We start from the raw sequence: 19836 nt of genomic DNA, 5'->3' as shown, positions 1-19836 counted from the left end.
TAGCTTATTTAAATGAAAGCGTTTAGTTCAAATCACAAAAAAGCCCATTATGTTTTTCACATAACGGGCTTTTTAATGATGAATCATTTCATTAATATTATTCAGTATTAGTTTCAGATTCAAAGGTTACAAAGTCATGGTTTAAGACAGTTAAAGTGACTTTATCATCAACCTCAAACTGTAAACAATCATTACAGTGATTACTATGCTTAACAATGAAAATCTGTTGATTAAATTGAACAGTAATTTGTTGCAATGCCCCTTGAAAATCGACTTGTTTAACCATCGCTAAACCATTTAAGTCAGGCACAATATTAATATGCTCAGGACGAAGCAATAAACGCAGTTGCTTACCAATACTATGCTCAATGACACTATTACTGCCTAATAAACCAAAACAGCCCTGATAACTGAATTTATCAACGACAGTGACACCTATATAATTTGATTGCCCCATAAAGTCCGCAACGTAAGCTGAATTAGGTTGGCGATATAATTTTTGTGCCGTGTCTATTTGTACAATTTTTCCCGCTTGCATTAATGCAATACGATCCGCAAAAGCAAAACCTTCTTCTTTCGAGTGAGTGACAAATAATGCACTCATTTGATGTTGTTTGAATAGCTGGCGAATTTCATTGATAAGTTGAAAACGAACATGTTGATCTAGGTTAGAAAAGGGTTCGTCTAATAACATTAATTCAGGTTGATAAGCGAGAGCCCGTGCAATAGCAATACGTTGCTGTTGGCCGCCCGATAACTGATGCGGAAAACGCTTCGACATATCACTCAACTGTACTAATGATAAAACACTGTCAACACGCTGCTGTTTCTCTGTCTTAGAGAGCTTATTAGTCAGTGAGAAAGCCACATTATCAAATACATTCAAATGAGGGAAAAGTGCATAATCTTGAAAGATCAGCCCTATTTTTCTTTGCTCTGATGGTGTATAAGTTTTTTCATCGTTTAACACTTTTTGTCGAATACTAATTTTGCCTGTTAGTTCTGTTTGTAAGCCGGCAACAGCTCTTAGCAATGTTGTTTTCCCGCAGCCACTCTCACCCAGTAAACACACTATTTCATTATCATTTAAAGTTAAATCTAAGGCTTCTAAAACAGCTGTTTTTTGATATGAACAACTGAGGTTTTCAATTTTTAACGCACTCATTAACGCTTTTTCTCCAGCAAACGATTCACAACAATAAATGGAATTAAGCCTAATGCGATTATCATCAAAGCAGGCAATGCTGCGTATTCTATCATTTCGTCAGAAACAAATTGATAAACATAAGTTGCTAATGTTTCAAAATTAAATGGGCGTAAGAGTAACGCTGCAGGTAACTCTTTCATTGCTTCGATAAATACCAAAATAAATGCGGTTAACATACCTTTTTTAATTAAAGGAATATTAACTCGCCACAATGTTTTAATAGGCCCATTACCTAATGTTCTAGAAGCCAGTTCCAGAGAAGGTGAAACCTGCACTAAACTACTATCCACACTGCCTACCGCAATTGCGCTGAAGCGTACTAAATAACCAAGTACTAAAATAACTAATGAACCTGATAGTATTAAGCCTACGGGAGGTAAATCCCAACTTAATAAGAAATCGTTTAACAATAAATCAAAACTGGTTAACGGTATCAAAACACCAATCGCAACAACCGTGCCAGGTACGGCATAACCAAGAGAAGATAAGCGTATCGCTGATTTAGCAGCAAACCCGGGGCTTAAACGTTGATAAAAATTAACAATGAGTGCAACCGCTAACGCTAAGATAGCGACGAGAAAAGCGAGCCATAAACTGTTCATCGTATAATTAATTAAGTCATCATTTAACGACTCTGTAAAATAGTGAACGGCATAATATACTAAAGTAGCAATAGGAATAAACAGCGAAAAACTGACTAAAGACCAAGTAAAACCCAATACGCCCCACTTCTTCCAACCGGTTAGAGTAAAACGAAGGTCTACACTGCCATTACTATTACGTTGATAAACTTGTTGTTTACGGCGACTATAGTTTTCTAAAGAGATAAGAACCACAATAGCTAATAACATCATTGAAGATATTTTGGCAGCCGTAGTTAAACTTCCGAGTTCCAACCAAGTGTCGTATATTGCAGTGGTTAGAGTATGCACAGCAAAATAATTCACCGTCGCAAAATCACCTAAAGTTTCCATCGCAATTAATGAAACACCGACCGCCATAGCAGAACGAGAGAGAGGAATACTGACTCGCCAAAATGCTTTAATTGGAGATAAACCCAGTGTTCTAGCCGCTTGAAACAATCCCGCAGATTGCGTTAAAAAAGCACTACGTAATAACAAATATAAATATGGGAAAAGTGATAACGCTAGAATGACAGAAGCACCAAAAATGGTGCGAATATCAGGAAAGTAATAATCATCAATAGACTGCCAGCTAAACAACTCCCGTAAAGCAAGTTGTACTGGTCCGGTGAAGTCTAATAAATCGGTATAAACGATAGCAATAATATAAGGTGGCATCGCCAGAGGCAGCATTAACGCCCATTGGAGTTTTTCACGAGAAGGGAAATCACAACAAGCAACAAACCATGCACAAGGCATCGCAAATAAAATACTCAGTAAAACAACGAATAAAATAACGAGAATGGAATTGCTAATGTAGGTGAGTAAAACGGTATCAATAAGATGTGAAAAACTACCACTTTCATCGATGACAAAAGCACTTAAAAAAATAGCAATGATTGGACATAACAAAATACAAGTTACAGCCCAAGGCAGTAACTTGTATAAATATGAAGACTTAGAGATCAAATTTCACTTCATCCATTAACTTAATAGCCGTTTTATGTTGTGCAGCTATATCAGATAATTTGATATCGTCTTGCTTAAACTCGCCCCAAGATGCAACTAATTTAGAAGGTTTTACGTCTTCTTTAACAGGGTATTCGTAGTTAATTTCAGCATACATGCCTTGTGCTACATCACCCGATAAAAATTCTATCAGCTTAATTGCATTTTCTTTATTAGGAGCATACTTAGCTAAAGAAATACCACTTACATTTACGTGTGTACCTGTAGTTGCTTGATTAGGGAAGTTAATGTGAACGGCTTCAGCCCAAGAAACTTGTTTAGGATCGTTTAACATTTTACCTAAGTAGTAGCTGTTAGTTAATGCGTAATCGCATAAACCTTCTTTAACTGCTTTCACTTGAGCACGATCATTACCTTGTGGTTTACGTGCTAAGTTAGCTTTTAAACCTTCTAGCCATGTTTTTGCTTTAGCTTCGCCTTCATGAGCGATAATTGATGCTAATAGAGAAATATTGTAAGGATGTTTACCAGAACGCATACATACCTTGCCTTTAAAAGCAGGTGTTGCTAAATCTTGGTAAGTAATATTAGGTGTAGGGCCAACACGCTCAACTGAAGAGTAAATAGCACGAGCTCGGCTAGTTAATGCAAACCATTCTTTTGTCGCACCATGGAATTTACTTGGAATATTTTTATCTAATACATGGCTCTCAACTGGTTGTGCTAAGCCATCTTCAGTAAATAAAGCTAAACGGCTAAAATCTGACGTCAACATAAGATCAGCTTTAGATAACTCTCCTTCACGTTTAATGCGTTCAATTAAGCCTTTTTTAGCGAATAAAATATTTACTTTGACGCCTGTTTCAGCAGTGAACTCTTTCATCATTGGCTGAATTAAAAACGGTTGGCGGTAAGAGTAAACATTCACTTCTTCAGCAGCAAAAGACATTGAACTTGTTAGCACAGATGCACCTGCAAGTAAGATCGTTAAACCTTTTTGAATAGACATCAATTATTCCTTTAAATAGCATAATTATTAAGAATTGGCATTTTAATGATAGCAATTACTATTTACAAGTTTAATTTTTATAACTATTTACGATAAAAAATAAAATAAATCAACAGGAAATTCAAAAGACTGAAAATCAACAGCTTTGATGTCAATGTTTATAATTCCCCTTCAGGATTTACAATCTTTAATTAACAATAAAAAACTAAACAGGTAATGCGATACCTTGTTCTTTCATACGTGCAATTTTATAACGTAAAGTACGAGGGCTAATTCCTAATAATTCAGCGACATCTTTGCGTTTACCTCGGCAAGTTTGCAATGCATCTAAAATTATTTTTTGCTCTTGTTGTTTTAAGCCTTGTCCTAATGCTTCCTCAATAATGGGTTGAGTTGTCGGAGTGGGATCTATAGGGGTATTTTTTATTACGCCATCCACTACTGTCGTACTTTCAGTTGCATACTTAATAACGTCAGTAGTAAACGCAGAACTATCAGCTCCCCCCTTCTCATCAAAAGAAGTATCATCACTCACTGACTGTAAAATATGTTCAAATTGCTGATCTTCTAAAATCAATGCATCACAACCAATGGTTTGACTGCTCGATAAAATCAATGCGCGCTGCATGACATTATCAAGTTCACGTACATTACCAGGCCAAGCATAAGTGGATAAACGTTGCTTCGCTTGTTCAGATAACACAGGAATAGCCGATGATTGCTCCATTGCATGATGCGCTAATAAATGCTCTGCAAGTGGAAGAATATCACCTTTACGTTGTTGTAATGGTAACCACTGTAATGGGAATACATTAAGACGATAATATAAATCCTCACGAAAAGTGCCTGCCTCGACTGCTTTTTTTAGGTCTCGGTTACTTGTCGCTAAAACTCGTACATTTAATTTAATGGTTTTACGAGATCCTAAACGCTCGACTTCTTTTTCTTGTAAAACACGTAATAACTTCACCTGAAGCTCTAGTGGCATTTCAGTGATTTCATCTAATAAAATGGTCCCATTTTGTGCTTGTTCAAATTTACCAGGGCACGCTTGAATAGCACCGGTAAAAGCACCTTTTTCATAACCAAATAAAGTAGATTCGAGCATAGTATCTGGAATTGCACCACAGTTTATGGCAACAAAAGCTTCGTCTTTTCGCGATGATTTATCATGTAAATAGCGCGACAACACTTCTTTCCCTGACCCACTTGGACCAGTTATCATAACCGATGCATCAGTCGCAGCGACTTTATCAGCCACTTTAAATAAAGCCGCCGTACTCGAATCACCGAAAACAGGCGTGCATGACGACACCTTATAAACAGGTGCATAACGACTAACTTGATTTAATAATACTTCCGGTGAAAAGGGTTTCGCGAGGTAATCAATAGCCCCATCACGAATTGCTTTAACAGCGTCATCAATAGTTGCATAAGCCGTCATTAATAAGACAGGTATTTCAGGATACTTATTCTTAATATTTTTTAATAGCGTTAAACCACTCATGCCACCCATTTGAATATCACTAATTACTAAATCGTAGCAAGCGTTATTGACCATCGCATTATTAAGCTCAACTAGTGCAGACTCGGCGCTATCAACTTCTTGACAGTCATAACCCGCTAATAATAAAGTATCAATTAAAGCCTCACGTAAACCAGCATCATCTTCAACCACTAACAATTTACCCTGAGATTTAGCATTCAACATATTAAGCTCCTATCACTTTATTCATTTGAGCATTAAATTGATTAGTTTCACTACCAATACGGTGTAATGGTAAAACGAGTGTGAAACAGCTACCTTTGCCCACTTCAGATTTCACCTCTACGCTACCTTTATGTGACTGAATAACCCCTTGTACAACAGCTAAACCTAATCCAGTGCCCTGTGACTTGGTGGTATAAAAAGCTTCCATCACTTTGGCTAGACGTTGTTTTTCAATTCCTGGACCATTATCCATAACAGATATTTCTAATTTATCGTGCCCTCTCTGAACGGCACTAATGTAAAGTTGAGCGCCTTTACCCGTTGCTTCAACGGCATTGGATATTAAATTAGTCATCGCACTAGTTAAGGCATTTTTATTCGCTAGAATGAATAAATCAGGATCAGGTAACTTGCATTGTAAATTACCTTCAACATTAGAGATCATCGCATCACTTGCCTCTTGCACTTGTTCTAACAATGTTGCGACAGAGACTTCCTCAACTATTTTTTGCTCACCACTTCGAGCAAATAACAACATGTCGTTCACCTGCGTTTCTAAATCTTGCAAACGATTCATTAACTTACCCTGAAATCGTAAACGAGAGCTTTCATTAAGTGTTTTATTGGCTAAATTTGCACCATACAACATAGCTGCAGATAGTGGTGTGCGGATTTGATGTGCTAATGAAGCCACCATTTTCCCTAAAGAAGATAAACGCTTTAAGGTTGCAACATGCTCTTGTAATTGACGGGTATGTGTTAAATCCGTTAATAAAATAAGCTGGCCAGGTTGGCCCTCTAAAGAAGAAATTGATAATTGAATACGGCGGCCATTTTTTAACGATATTTCATGACCATCATCATTTTTAGGGCTAAATGAGCGTTTAATGACATCACTCCAGCGCATATTTTCTAATGGTTCACCTAATAATTGCACAGCAACTCGATTTGCTTGACCAACAATACCGTTACCATCTATGACAATAAGCCCAGAAGGTAGCTCATTATACAATTGTCCCATGTAATTGGCTTGAGCACGTAACTGTTGAAGCTCACCGACATAGCTCTCTGTTTCTAATGATGGATTGTTTGTTGATTGATGAACTGTCATAGCAACACCTAAAAATGAGTATAGATATCACTACTAAGCACTTATTATGCCAATCAAAAAATACTATTACTTAACAGTAAGATAACAGAAAAATAAAAGTAATCCGCCATAAAAATGACAGTAAAAAGCCGTGTAATCTATTAACATTACACGGCTTTTTAGAGTTCAAGAAAAACGAACTACCCCTCCTTGTTTAATCCATATTTTTTCATCTTTTCAACTAATGTCGTGCGGCGCATAGATAACAACTCAGCGGCATGAGATACCACGCCATCTTGTGAATCAATTGCTTGGCGAATCATTTCCATTTCAAACTCAACCAATTTATTTTTTAAATTCATCCCTTCAGCAGGTAAGTTCCCTAAAAAACCTTGTGACTCTTCATCACTTTCGTCAGATAAAATAGGCGTATCTCCAAACATACCCGATAAAGCATCACGTTCCAGTAGTGCTTCTTCTTCTGGGTTATATTGAATATGCTCAACCATTTCGCCTTGTTCATCAAGGTAACGATATTTAACAGGTAACTCATTAATATCAATAATTTTATTACTATGTAATATCAACAGACGCTCTAATAAGTTAGATAATTCACGTATATTACCAGGCCAGCTATGCTGCATTAATGACTCTAACGCACGCTGAGTAAAACGCAGTGTTGCTTTGTGCTCAACTTCTAAGCGAGATAGCAACTCTTGTAAAAGAAGTGGAATATCTTCTTGGCGATCGCGTAATGCAGGCTTTTCTATTGGGAATACATTTAAGCGATAGAATAAATCCTCGCGGAATGTCCCAGCGATGATCATATCTTCTAAGTGACGATGTGTAGCCGCAATAATACGGACATCAGCTTGTAATGATTTAGTTCCACCAACGCGTTCGAAGGTTCTTTCTTGTAACACTCGTAATAATTTAACTTGCATTGGCATTGGCATATCACCAATTTCATCCAGAAACAGAGTACCGCCTTCGGCTAGCTCAAAGCGACCTTTTCTAGCAGAAAAAGCACCGGTAAAGGCCCCTTTTTCATGTCCAAATAATTCACTCTCTAAAAGTTCAGCTGGTATAGCACCGCAGTTAACGGGTACAAAAGGTCCTTTACTACGGTTAGAAACTTCATGGATAGCACGTGCGACAACTTCTTTACCCGTTCCCGATTCACCTAAAACCAACACATTGGCATTACTTTCAGCAACTTGTTCTACTAAGTAACGAATTTCTTGAATGCGCAATCCTTTACCAACTAAAGAAGAAATGAGGTATTTATTTGCTTTATTCAACTGATGTTGAGGGTTCTGAAAGGTTTGACAGTAATGCAATAATTGCGTTAATTCTGAATAAACAATAGGTAAATTAAGCATACCTATATGGTTACTATGAATATTATCAACTTCTCCTGATAAGCTAATAAATGGCACCTTCGGAAAATCGTTTGCAATTGCAGAGAGATTATTATCTTGATTACTGAAAATAACAGCCAAAGGCAATGATTGATTTACATGTGTGCTTAGATCATCAATATTAACAGTTAGATAAGATTCACCAACAAAGTGTAAAACCGTTTGTAATATTTCTGTTTGTTGTGCTGTCATATCAACTAAATAAATCGGTGGTCTTTGCTGCATAATCAATATCCATAAAAATTAAACTAACTTGAGTGTAGAGTGTTTTTTTATATTTGCATTTAAAATCGTCAAAAATATGACAATGACTATAAAATGGCGCTTTAATTTTAGCATTTAACAAAATACTTCTAAAGTAATAGGAGAAATAACCGATAAAAAATAGTAGGCTCAAATATTGCTTAGTTATTAATATTGCTATTTATATAGCCATAAAAATGACGATGTTGAGTTATTAAATAAGCTAGAGACAAAGAATCTCAATAAGACAAAAAGCAATAACAAATAAAAGTGCATTTACAAACTGTAAAAGCATGCTGATAACAATAGATTCAATTTTTGCAAGGAAAGTACTATGCGCGGCTCGGTCCAAAAATACCAAAACTCAAACTTAAATAATATCGAACAAGCAGATCCACATACTTTAATTTCCTTAATAATGCAGCATATACAAGGAAATTTAGCAGGTGCTAAAGGTGCTATTGAGCGTAAAGATATAGAAAGTAGAAATAAGATGTTAACGAGAGTTATCGGCTTAATTGGTGAACTACAAAACAGTTTAGACATGAAAAAAGGTGGCGATATATCTACTAATCTTTATGATCTATACGCTTATATGATACGACAAGTTAACCAAGCAACACGACAAAATAGTGCAGATCCTTTAACCGAGGTCCTTAAACTAATCACAGAAATAAAGTCGGGTTGGGATGGTATTCCTCTGGATATACGTCAACAATATAGTCGTTAACAGTAACATCGTTAAAAAGAATCATCGCTAACAAAGCGCGTTAGTAGAGGTAACAATGACGAATATCCAAGCCAAAATTGAAATCTTATTCGAGTTTGATAAAAAGCTAAATCAACTACTTGATGATGAAGAGCATGAACTTTTTTTACAACAGCAAAATCTTTTTGGAGATCAAGTTAAAGACTGTTTAAATAGCTACTCAGAAGAAGACTTGTTAACCGTCATTGAGTCATTAAAACGTTTAAAAGTAATGGTAAAAGAGTTACAAAATAGAGCAGACCAATGTACCAAGCAACTTAAAGAAAAATCATTAACGTTGCAACGCAACAAAAAGAAGATAAAGGCTTATAAATAGCATTGTTTTACTGTGTTTTTAATATATTAAAAATCTTCAAAATCCAATGTTAGTTTTAACATTCAATACGAGTAAAGGGAATGAATCAATATTTATTGCCCCTATAAATAATTGTCTTTACTCGTTTTATCTAATTCGCCAAAAAGACGATTAGTTATTATTTGTATAGCCAGGTAATGAGTCTAAGGCAGAATCTAAGTAATCCATCAACGAGTTTAAATTAGACACCGCAATATCCATGGCATTAAACTGCGTATATAAACGTTCTTCTAAGTTATCCATTCTATAATTTAAGGTGACCTCTTGCTCTTCCAATGAGGTAATTTCTTTGTATAACGAATCTAACTTACTATCAATAGTCGACCCACTATTACTGATATCACCATCGGTTGCACTGACATTAGAGTCAATAATGCCATCTAACGTATTGTCTAATAATGAACTTATTCCTTGAGAATAAGAGACAGTCCCTCTATCACCTAAGCCGCCACCAGTAATAACAGCTTTAAGACCTTTTGAATCCCCTATATCAGATAACAGCGACTGGCCATCACCTAATGCAACATTTCCATCAATTAACCCTTCTACATCCTCACCATTAATGCCTCCAGTAACGGATAAACCTAATGCTGAAGCAAAAAAGCTAGCATCTTCAATTTCGGTTATTGCAACTGTTGAAGAGGAGCCGTAACTATTGGAGGTCATTGACAACATACCTGCACTTTCAAGAATGCTTGCATTGAGCCCATTCTCTACAAAATTAGTATCTGAATTAATTTTAGATTGAAGCTCAGTAGTAAACTCTTCAATAGTGTTATACGTCTTCGACGTTAACGTAATATCATCAGATAAAAAGCCATCTAAACGCATTTTAAAAGTATCATTACTTGAATCTATCGTTAATGGCACAGAGAAAGAAGATGACCCCGTTAATGCACCTTGAGTCGCTAATTTAGTAACCTCGATATCGTAGGCGCCTGGTATCGTAAAGCTACTTTTACTTTCATAATCAATAAATGAATCTGATGCGCCACCTGACGCAGTAAAGAATTCGGCAAGGCTTTCCATATCAGAAGCCATCACATTACTTAATGTTTCCGAATCGATTGATAACGTTCCATCTCGATTGGTTAGCATACCGATATCGGCAAAACTACGCACCGCACCATCAAGGTGAGATATAGAAGTATTTAAAATACCACGCATTTGATTTTTAATATTACGTACCGTTGAATCGCCACTTAGTATGCCATTGCTTTCTGAGTCCGCACCATAGGCGCTCAAGGTATTCATTTGTGCGATCGTGCTATTATAGTTTTCAACAAATGCATTAATTTGCTCTTCAACGGTACTGTTATCTGGGCTAATAGTTAAAGAAACAGTGCTTCCCACTTCAGTTTTACCGCCAACATTGAGGGTCACCCCTTCGATCACGTTTGCTATATCATTGGTTGGTCGAGTAATTTCAATGCCATTCATCATGATTTTAGCATCTTGAGCGACAGTGGTTTCGTCCATATGCTTGACACTACTAGAGTAAGTCAACGAAGAAAGACCTGAGGCATCTACATTATCACCATCATCATCAGCAACGGTTATTTGCAAAGCGTTCTCTGCGCCGGTTTCTTTATTTGTTAATATTAAACGGTAATTAGTACCATCATTAATAATAGAAGCTGACACACTATAGTCCCCCTCGTTAATCGCATCTCGCATTTTATCAAGCGAGTTATTAGCAGGATCAATCGTTAAGGTTTCAACCGCTTTATCTGGATTAATTGAGAAAGAACCATCATTTTCATAAGTGCCATAGCTAAAGCTAATGGTGCCCGTACCAATTTCAGACGTTGCTTCAGAATAAGAATTGGCAGACGAGGAAACAATACTTTGTGCTTGAGCTTGTTGTTCAACCTCAAAACTCCAGCTACCCGTTGCAGCACCGATACCGAGTGTTGCACTTATAATAGACTCATCACTACTCGTTGAACTAGTAGCAGAAAAAGTGGACGCTCGAGACAGGTCTGAATAGGAATCTTGAAAATCAGACAACGCGCTGTTAATAGTACCAAAAGCTGAAATCATTTCGGTCGCTTCAGTGGCATCCGCTAATAAAGAAGCGGCAGCGGGATCTTGCTCGGCGGCAACAATGGCTGTGACAATACTATTGATATCAAGTCCAGAGCCTAAACCTGTTGATGTAATTGAAGTCATTGTTGTTCCTTAATCATTCACTGAATCTAATGTATTATTTCTTTGTGCGTTATTGATGTTATTAACTCTTTATTGTTTATGCTTATAAAGCAGTTAAGTTATTAACTTGATATGAAATGCAAAAAACAAGCCACCTTACTAACTGTAAAGTCAATTTAACTTAGTTCAGTAACCTAATTAACGAATTAACGAATTAACGAATTAACGAATTAACGAATTAATATGAACGCTTAATATAGGTAGTTAATATAGCTACTTAATATAGCGCTGTAATATCAAACCAAGGTAAAAACTAAAATCTATCGCATAAAATAACTAAGAGAAATGAAAGCTAAAACGTAAAGATAGAAGTCATACTTTAGTATCAAATAAAATACCGGCAACATCATCCATTTTTTTACGTAATACCATTAAATCTTCTGATGGAATCTGGCGAATAACTTCATCATTTTCAGTGTCTTTAACCGTAATAACATTTTTACCTAAATCCTCATCCACCGAAAAAGATAAATTTCGTTTCATTTCCTGCAAAAAACTATTCATCTCTTCTACTGTTTCAGATATTTCATCTGCAGTGAGCGCCTTGGTTTCTTCATTATTTTCACTCTGCTCAGAAGCAGCAGCCGCTTTTTCTATTTTATCTACATCATTACCTATTGTTAAAACGGAAGATGCAGCAGATTCTTTTGTCAAAGATGTTATGGGTTGTATTGCTACGTCTATTGGCTTTTCTGTGTTTACCGCTTGATTTCCCATGACTGGATTAGTGATATTGAGCTCTGACATAATCAACCTCTTTCAGTATCTCTATTAAGCAAAAAAAGCCCCCTATCACTAGGGAGCTTTAAATCAATTACTTAGCACCCCTAGTGGTTTAACCAAGTAGTGAAAGTACACTTTGAGCTGATGAGTTAGCTTGTGAAAGAATTGACGTACCCGCTTGTTGTAAGATTTGTGCTTTACTCATGTTAGAAGTTTCAGCAGCAAAATCGGCATCTTGAATACGTGAATTAGATGCCGATAAGTTTTGAGACACGTTTTCTAAGTTAGAAATTGTTGAGTCTAAACGGTTTTGTATCGCACCTAAGCCCGCACGTGACGCACTAATTTTAGCTAATGCATCATCTACTTTAGTAATAGTACTTGAAGCGCCGTCCATCGTTGATACGTTTGTGCCTAATGAATCGATAACTTTACCACCCATTTCACTTTGCATACCTAATGCTGTTAAAGCGGCAGTTCGCCCAGCTTGAGTATCTGCACTAGAAGAAATTTGAACACCAACCCCTTCTTCAGCAGAGAACTGGTATCCAGCAGCAGCTGTGCCTGAAATAGTGACACCCGTTTCATCAGAAAATGAATTAATATGCGCGATTACTTCTGCATCTGAAGTTAACGTTGCAGCATCAATATCGACCCCATTAATTTGTAACTGGTCAGCTTCTGTAATACTAGCAATAGTAGCTACACCACCAGTAACTGAATCAGCACCATTAGCAACAGTGAAACCAGCATTTGCAGTTGCTGTACCAGTTACTGCAATGGGAGTATCATCTGCACTATCTAACGCTATGTACCCACTATATGTACCATCAGCAACACCCGATCCTGCTTGAGTTCCTCCAACAGTAATATCTTCTCCTGTATCATTAGTCATGATTAACTCTCCTTTGTCACCTAAAGAAGCAGTTACACCATCAACATCACGGTTAATCGTTTCTACTAAGTTGTCCATTGAAGAAGTTGCACCTAATGTGACAGCAGCCCCAGTACCTACAGCAATTGTCATACCACTTGTTACACCGTCAACGGTAGTACTTTCATCATCACCTTGTATGACATTATATGCAGTCGCACTAACACCACTTTCAGCTGTTCCTAAATTTATAGCTTTAGCAATATCAGTTGCAGACGCACTGTCAGATGCTGCTATATCAACACCATTAATTAACGCTTCACCTGCTGTTCCAGTAGTGGCTAATGTAACTCGACCACCATTTAATTCATCTTTGTTTAAACCACCATTTAAACCAAGATCATTCGTTGTTACTGAATCAATTGAAAAGCTTAATGTTTGTCCTTCGTTGGCACCGATTTGTAAGGTAGTTGACCCCATAGTACCATCTAGTAATTTCTTGCCATTAAACTCTGTTGTATCTGCAATACGGTCAAGTTCTTGGTGTAGTTGATCGACCTCTTCTTGAATTGCACCACGGTTTTCTGCAGAGTTTGTATCATTGGCAGATTGAACCGATAGTTCACGCATACGTTGTAGGATATTGGTCATTTCATCCATCGCACCCTCGGCAGTTTGTGCCATTGAAATACCATCATTTGAGTTACGTACTGCTTGATTCAAACCTGTGATTTGAGAGTTCATGCTGGTTGAAATCGCAAGGCCGGCTGCATCATCTTTTGCGCTGTTAATACGCAAACCAGAAGATAGACGTTCCATTGCTTCGTTAGACGCCATTTGTGTTTTGCCTAATTGACGTTGTGCATTAAGCGACATTACATTTGTGTTTACTACTGATGCCATGATGAGCTCCTTGGTTTATTTGTTACCTAACTTCGCTGAGTGAAGTTAGTATTAAGTGTTTATTAGTGTCTTATAATATTTATCGACCGCTTAAAAAATAACTTTAATGTTTTTAACTATTTTTTAAATTATGTTTTTATTTGGCTTACTTTCTGTTGTTGATATTAATGAAGTAAAGTAACGGTTCATTTTTAAAACAGTCGATGTTCAGACTTAATAACTATATCGACCGCTAAAAAAATAGCTTTAGGGCTTTTTGGAAATAAAGTGGTATTTTTTAAAAGAAATAAAAAAGGCGTTAGATCTTTTTAGATCTAACGCCTTTTTTCAAGTTCAGTGGCTTATAAGAAACAAACCCTAACTTATTGAATTTAAAAATAAACTCGAACAACGGAAACAGCAACACAACCAGGGCGACGGGTTCCTTGGATTTCTACAGAGATCTCTTTTTCAATCTCTAAACCACGTTTGATAGGTGAAACTTTAATTAAACGACTGTGCGCACGTATCACACTACCTGTTTTAACTGGGTATGGGAAACGTACTTGGTTAAGGCCATAGTTAACGGTCATTTTAGCATTCGCATAAGCGGGACGGCTTGCATCAACACTGTCGGTTAAGTAAGGCAATAAAGACAACGTTAAAAATCCATGCGCAATAGTGGTTTTAAAAGGCGATTCTTTTTCAGCGCGTTCAACATCATTATGTAACCATTGGTGATCTCGAGTGACATTTGCAAACTGGTCAACACAATTCTGGCTGATCGTTAACCACTCACCCACGTGTACTTCATCACCAATTCTTGATTGAAGACATAAATAGAGTTCACGTGCTTCCGATGAAACTTGAATGGGTTTTTGAGCAACTTTAACTGAACGACCATTTTCTAAAACTGAATATTCTTTTACCCATGACAATAAATGAGCACGTTTATAATGCGCATTTTTAAGAAAAAGAGAGTAATAATCACGAATAGCAGGAGACATCCACTGCTTAAAATCAAAAGCAAACTTTTGCATAAAGTCCGCTTTGTATTTAGTTATATCTAGTTTTTTCATAAAAAAAAATCTTTCCTTAACTCACTAGCATTAACTGAGTGATGCGTTAATGTCGTTTAATACTGCAACAGGATCTGCTGCTTGTGTTATAGGGCGACCAATCACTAAATAATCAGAACCACTATCAATTGCTTGTTTTGGTGTTTTAATACGACGTTGGTCACCTGCATCTGATCCTGCAGGTCGAATACCAGGTGTAATTAATTTAAATGAGGCACCTAATAACACTTTAAGTTCTTCAGCTTCATGTGAAGAACAAACAACACCATCTAAGCCTGATGACTTAGTTAATGTAGCAAGACGCTTGACTTGCTCTGCAGGAGTCAGATTGATACCTAATTCCGTTAAGTCACTTTGATCCATGCTCGTTAAAACGGTTACCGCGATTAATAAAGGTGCTTTATCACCATAGGGTTCTAAAATTGCTTTAGCGGCTTCCATCATGCGGCGCCCACCACTGGCATGTACGTTAACCATCCACACACCAAGATCAGCAGCCGCTTTAACCGCTTTAGCCACTGTATTTGGAATATCATGAAATTTTAAATCTAAAAATACGTCAAATCCTTTTGCGACAACCTGCTGTACAAATTCAGGTCCAAAATGTGTAAACATTTCTTTACCGATTTTTAGGCGACATGTAGCAGGATCTAATTGCTCTATAAAAGCCAATGCTTGTTGTTTATCATCATAATCTAATGCAATAACAACTTTAGGATCAGTTAGCTGATTCATTTTTTTTCCTATCTAAACAGTTTGTAAGCGATGTTAGGTTTTGTAAGTAATGTTGCTTTTTATAATAAATATTACGTTTTATAGTAGATGTTGCGCTTTATAATAAATGTTACGTTTTACAATCGATATCACGTTAAAGTATTTTATTCGCCGTCTAAGCCCCTGATCGGCTTAATTCTTCCCCAGCTTTTACAGGATGGGCATTGCCAAAATAATTTTTTAGTTGAATAACCGCATTTTTGACAACGATATTGTGGCCTCAATGTAATTTGTTCACTTACTAACTTATGTAAAAATACTAAACTTTCTTTTTCATTATCAGACTGTGCTAGTTGCAAATGATAGGTCATTAAATGATTAAAGCCTTTCATGGTCGGATTACGACGTAATTCTTGTAACATAAAGTTTTGTGCTTTTTCGACACTATTAAACTCAGCAATTAATTTTGCCAATAGGATAACTGCGCTGGCTCCAGCCCCTAAATTAACAATACGTTGTAAATAGGTAATTAATTCTTGTTCTGTCTTCAGTTGTTTATGTAGCGCATATAAGTTTTCTAAAATGACTTCTGTAAAGTCAATATCTAACTCAGGTACTTGTTCCAGGATACTAAGTGCTTTTTCTGGTTGCTGGTTTTGTTCATAATATTCAGCCATCGCTAAACAGGCTCGAATACATTTAGGGAAAGTCACTAATGCTTTTTGATATAACTTAATGGCTTGTTTTTGTTGCTCTGGCTTTTTCATTTCACAAGCCAAACTGCAGTACAAATAAGATAGCGTTCTAGGTTTCGCTTTTGATTTATCGATCTTATTCATTAATTCAGTGCAATTAATTGCTTCTTGCCAATCTTTTAACTGTTGGTAAATAAGCAATAAATTCTCTAATGCCGCTTGTTTATATTCAGGAGACTCTTTAAGTTGAATGAAAATTTCTTCACTGCGATCAAACAATCCCGATTGATAAAAGTCTTTACCCAATTGAAACATTGCTAAATCACGCTGCTCCAATGTTAGAGAAGGACGAGCAATAAGATTTTGATGAATACGAATGGCACGGTCTACTTCACCGCTTTGACGAAATAGGTTACCTAATGCAAGGTGCGTTTCAATAGTTTCATCATCTACATCTAACAATGCAATAAAATGATCCACCGCTTTATCGGGTTGCTCATTTAATAAAAAGTTTAAACCTTGGACATAATCTCGGCTTAATTGATTGCCTTTTTTTTGCTTTTTTTGATAAACACTGCGCACACCCATATACCAACCATAAAAGGCTGCAACGGGCAGTAATAGGAAAAAAATCTCTTGCACTAAGAATTAATCTTTTTCGATGCTATCACGCAGATCATTAAGCTCTCTACGTTGCTTTACATTCAATTTTGTTAATTGACGAATTTTCATTTTCTGCGCTAGGTAAAAATAGCTAGCGAAGCATAATGCAATAGCAAATCCCACGGAAAATATAATCGCCATCAAAGTAGATAGACGTAATTCATTTTGCGCAATGAGATAATTTATTGTTACGAGTTGTTGGTTTTGTAATCCCAATACAATCACGATAATAAAAAATACCACTGTGATTAATATAGCTAGAAAACGTTTCATACTGATACCTACACAAGAATAAGAAGTGATGAGTGTATTATAAATCAATCAGGGAATAAATCATTGATATGAATCGTTTAACATTATCGACTCAGATAGTGATCAAATTAATATAGTTAACAGATAAATACTCAGAAAAGAGTAGATAGAAATTAAAATTAAAAAAATGGTGCTTTTCAGCACCATTTGTATTTAGACATTTAACGCATTAACACGTTCTCTCAATGCTTTACCCGGTTTGAAGTGAGGAACATATTTCCCGCCCAGTTCAACCTTGTCCCCTGTTTTAGGGTTACGGCCAACGCGTGGGGCACGATAATGTAGTGAAAAACTACCAAAACCTCTAACTTCGATTCTTTCGCCAGAAGCGAGTGAATTAGTCATCAGCGTTAACGTTTCTTTCACGCTATCTTCAACTTCTTTAACCGACAATTGAAAGTGTTTGCTGGTTAGTCTTTCGATCAAATCAGACTTAGTCATAACTTACCTCGTATTATGTGAATACAAATTAAAAAGACTCCAGTTAATGCTTTAAATGTGGCTGCGACCAGCCACATTTAATTATTTGCCTTTAGCAGCGTTAAACGCGTCAAGCATTGCATTACCCATGCTTGCTTCGTCTTGTTGCTTCAAGCTATCGATAGCATCTTTCTCATCTGCTTCATCTTTAGCTTTGATAGACAGGCTAATTACGCGGTTTTTACGATCAACACCAACGTATTTAGCTTCAACAGGCTCACCAGCTTTTAATACTGTAGATGCATCTTCGATACGATCACGTGAAATATCAGCAACACGGATGTAACCTTCAACGCCTTCAGTAAGAGTAACAGTTGCACCCTTAGCATCAACTTCAGAAATAGTACCATTAACAATAGTACCTTTCTTGAATTCTGCTAGGTAGTTGTTGAATGGGTCAGCAGCAATTTGCTTGATACCTAGAGAGATACGTTCGCGCTCTGGGTCAACTTGTAATACAACAGCTTCGATTTCGTCGCCTTTTTTGTAATCAAGTACTGCTTTTTCGCCTTCAACTTCCCAGCTAATGTCAGAAAGGTGAACTAGACCGTCGATGTTGCCATCAAGACCGATGAAGATACCGAAGTCAGTGATAGATTTAATCTTACCAGAAACTTTTTGACCTTTATCGTGTGTTGAAGAGAACTCTTCCCACGGGTTAGCTTTACACTGTTTAAGACCTAGAGAGATACGACGACGTTCTTCGTCGATGTCTAGAACCATAACTTCAGCCATATCACCTAAGTTAACAACTTTAGATGGGTGGATGTTTTTGTTAGTCCAATCCATTTCAGAAACGTGAACAAGACCTTCTACGCCTTCTTCAATTTCTACGAAACAACCGTAATCAGTTAAGTTTGTCACTTTACCAGTTAGACGAGTTGATTCTGGGTAACGCTTAGCGATTGCAACCCATGGATCTTCACCTAATTGCTTAAGACCTAGAGATACACGAGTGCGCTCACGGTCAAACTTAAGGATTTTAACGTTGATTTCTTCACCAACAGTTACGATTTCACTTGGGTGTTTAACACGCTTCCAAGCCATATCAGTGATATGTAATAGGCCGTCTACGCCGCCTAAGTCTACGAATGCACCGTAGTCAGTTAGGTTTTTAACGATACCTTTAACTTCTTGACCTTCTTGAAGATTTTCAAGAAGCTCATCACGTTCAACACTGTTTTCAGTTTCGATAACAGCACGACGAGATACAACAACGTTGTTGCGTTTTTGGTCTAGCTTGATCACTTTGAATTCAATATCTTTGTTTTCAAGGTGAGCAGTGTCACGTACCGGACGTACGTCAACTAATGAGCCAGGTAGGAAAGCACGGATACCGTTTAATTCAACAGTAAAACCACCTTTAACTTTACCGTTGATAACACCGATAACAGTTTCTTGGTCTTCGTACGCTTTTTCTAACTGGATCCAAGCTTCGTGACGTTTAGCTTTTTCGCGAGAAAGTTTAGTTTCACCGAAACCATCTTCTACAGCGTCTAGAGCTACATCACAAACATCGCCAACTTCAACTTCAATTTCGCCAGCAGCGTTCTTGAATTCTTCAACTGGGATAGCAGCTTCAGATTTAAGACCAGCATCAACGAATACTAAATTATTGCTAATACGTACGATTGTACCTTTAACAATTGTTCCTGGGCGAGTTTCTACTTGTTGAAGAGATTCTTCAAATAGTTCAGCAAAAGATTCCATCATCTATTTATTCACACTTATTTTATACAACCACATACAATCCATTCGTACGGGAGGCAAGAAAGATTACCACTTCATCCTTGAAGCAGCTTTATT

17 protein-coding genes are annotated in these 19836 nt (G+C 36.9%); 2 read left to right on the top strand and 15 right to left on the bottom strand.

Annotation, left to right across the window (positions count from 1 at the left end; genetic code table 11):
• Positions 1–97 precede the first annotated feature (97 nt).
• The 6 genes from V6255_RS02495 to V6255_RS02470 form a co-directional block, all read right to left on the bottom strand.
• Entirely contained in the window at positions 98–1165 is a 1068-nt protein-coding gene (locus V6255_RS02495; RefSeq protein WP_341626723.1) for an ABC transporter ATP-binding protein, read from the bottom strand.
• Positions 1165–2799, bottom strand: coding sequence for an iron ABC transporter permease (locus V6255_RS02490; RefSeq protein WP_341626722.1), 1635 nt, complete (start codon positions 2797–2799; stop codon positions 1165–1167). The genes V6255_RS02495 and V6255_RS02490 overlap by 1 nt, the downstream gene beginning before the upstream one ends.
• The gene (locus V6255_RS02485) at positions 2789–3808 is read right to left on the bottom strand and encodes a Fe(3+) ABC transporter substrate-binding protein (RefSeq protein ID WP_341626721.1); all 1020 of its coding nucleotides are present in this window, start codon (positions 3806–3808) and stop codon (positions 2789–2791) included. Before V6255_RS02485 ends, V6255_RS02490 begins: the two co-directional genes overlap by 11 nt.
• Positions 3809–4013: 205 nt before the next feature.
• Complete coding sequence (locus V6255_RS02480) at positions 4014–5519, bottom strand: sigma-54 dependent transcriptional regulator (RefSeq protein WP_341626720.1); 1506 nt, start codon at positions 5517–5519, stop codon at positions 4014–4016.
• A 1-nt stretch (position 5520) separates the two neighbouring features.
• Positions 5521–6630, bottom strand: a complete 1110-nt coding sequence (locus V6255_RS02475) for a sensor histidine kinase (RefSeq protein WP_341626719.1) — start codon at positions 6628–6630, stop codon at positions 5521–5523.
• Positions 6631–6809: 179 nt separating this feature from the next.
• Positions 6810–8255: a sigma-54-dependent Fis family transcriptional regulator gene (locus tag V6255_RS02470; protein ID WP_341626718.1), complete on the bottom strand. Its 1446-nt coding sequence runs from the start codon at positions 8253–8255 to the stop codon at positions 6810–6812.
• Between the two features lie 352 nt (positions 8256–8607).
• On the opposite strand from V6255_RS02470, the gene fliS reads away from it, so the two are divergent.
• On the top strand, positions 8608–9003 hold the full coding sequence (gene fliS, locus V6255_RS02465) for a flagellar export chaperone FliS (protein ID WP_341626717.1): 396 nt from the start codon (positions 8608–8610) through the stop codon (positions 9001–9003).
• A gap of 55 nt (positions 9004–9058) precedes the next feature.
• Positions 9059–9358 (top strand): hypothetical protein, encoded by a 300-nt coding sequence (locus V6255_RS02460; RefSeq protein WP_341626716.1) that lies wholly within the window; start codon positions 9059–9061, stop codon positions 9356–9358.
• A gap of 150 nt (positions 9359–9508) precedes the next feature.
• Here V6255_RS02460 and fliD read toward each other — a convergent pair whose 3' ends face one another.
• The 9 genes from fliD to rpsA all read right to left on the bottom strand — a co-directional run bounded on the left by fliD (position 9509) and on the right by rpsA (position 19743).
• Positions 9509–11569, bottom strand: coding sequence for a flagellar filament capping protein FliD (gene fliD / locus V6255_RS02455; protein ID WP_341626715.1), 2061 nt, complete (start codon positions 11567–11569; stop codon positions 9509–9511).
• Positions 11570–11920: 351 nt separating this feature from the next.
• Positions 11921–12355, bottom strand: coding sequence for a flagellar protein FlaG (locus V6255_RS02450; RefSeq protein WP_341626714.1), 435 nt, complete (start codon positions 12353–12355; stop codon positions 11921–11923).
• An 88-nt stretch (positions 12356–12443) separates the two neighbouring features.
• Positions 12444–14108 (bottom strand): flagellin, encoded by a 1665-nt coding sequence (locus V6255_RS02445; protein ID WP_341626713.1) that lies wholly within the window; start codon positions 14106–14108, stop codon positions 12444–12446.
• Positions 14109–14479: 371 nt separating this feature from the next.
• On the bottom strand, positions 14480–15166 hold the full coding sequence (locus V6255_RS02440; RefSeq protein ID WP_160060460.1) for a MaoC family dehydratase: 687 nt from the start codon (positions 15164–15166) through the stop codon (positions 14480–14482).
• Positions 15167–15196: 30 nt separating this feature from the next.
• Positions 15197–15901 (bottom strand): orotidine-5'-phosphate decarboxylase, encoded by a 705-nt coding sequence (pyrF, locus tag V6255_RS02435; protein ID WP_341626712.1) that lies wholly within the window; start codon positions 15899–15901, stop codon positions 15197–15199.
• 143 nt (positions 15902–16044) lie between these two features.
• On the bottom strand, positions 16045–17217 hold the full coding sequence (gene lapB, locus V6255_RS02430; protein ID WP_341626711.1) for a lipopolysaccharide assembly protein LapB: 1173 nt from the start codon (positions 17215–17217) through the stop codon (positions 16045–16047).
• Between the two features lie 6 nt (positions 17218–17223).
• On the bottom strand, positions 17224–17511 hold the full coding sequence (locus tag V6255_RS02425) for a LapA family protein (protein WP_341626710.1): 288 nt from the start codon (positions 17509–17511) through the stop codon (positions 17224–17226).
• A 192-nt stretch (positions 17512–17703) separates the two neighbouring features.
• Complete coding sequence (ihfB, locus tag V6255_RS02420) at positions 17704–17991, bottom strand: integration host factor subunit beta (RefSeq protein ID WP_025564957.1); 288 nt, start codon at positions 17989–17991, stop codon at positions 17704–17706.
• Positions 17992–18072: 81 nt separating this feature from the next.
• Complete coding sequence (gene rpsA / locus V6255_RS02415) at positions 18073–19743, bottom strand: 30S ribosomal protein S1 (protein ID WP_025564958.1); 1671 nt, start codon at positions 19741–19743, stop codon at positions 18073–18075.
• Between the last annotated feature and the right edge of the window lie 93 nt (positions 19744–19836).

It is taken from the genome of Psychromonas arctica (genome assembly GCF_038155225.1).
Classification (GTDB): Bacteria; Pseudomonadota; Gammaproteobacteria; order Enterobacterales; family Psychromonadaceae; genus Psychromonas; species Psychromonas arctica_B.
The sequence above is the reverse complement of the archived record's forward strand: the minus strand, read 5'-3'. Positions and strand labels throughout refer to the sequence as shown.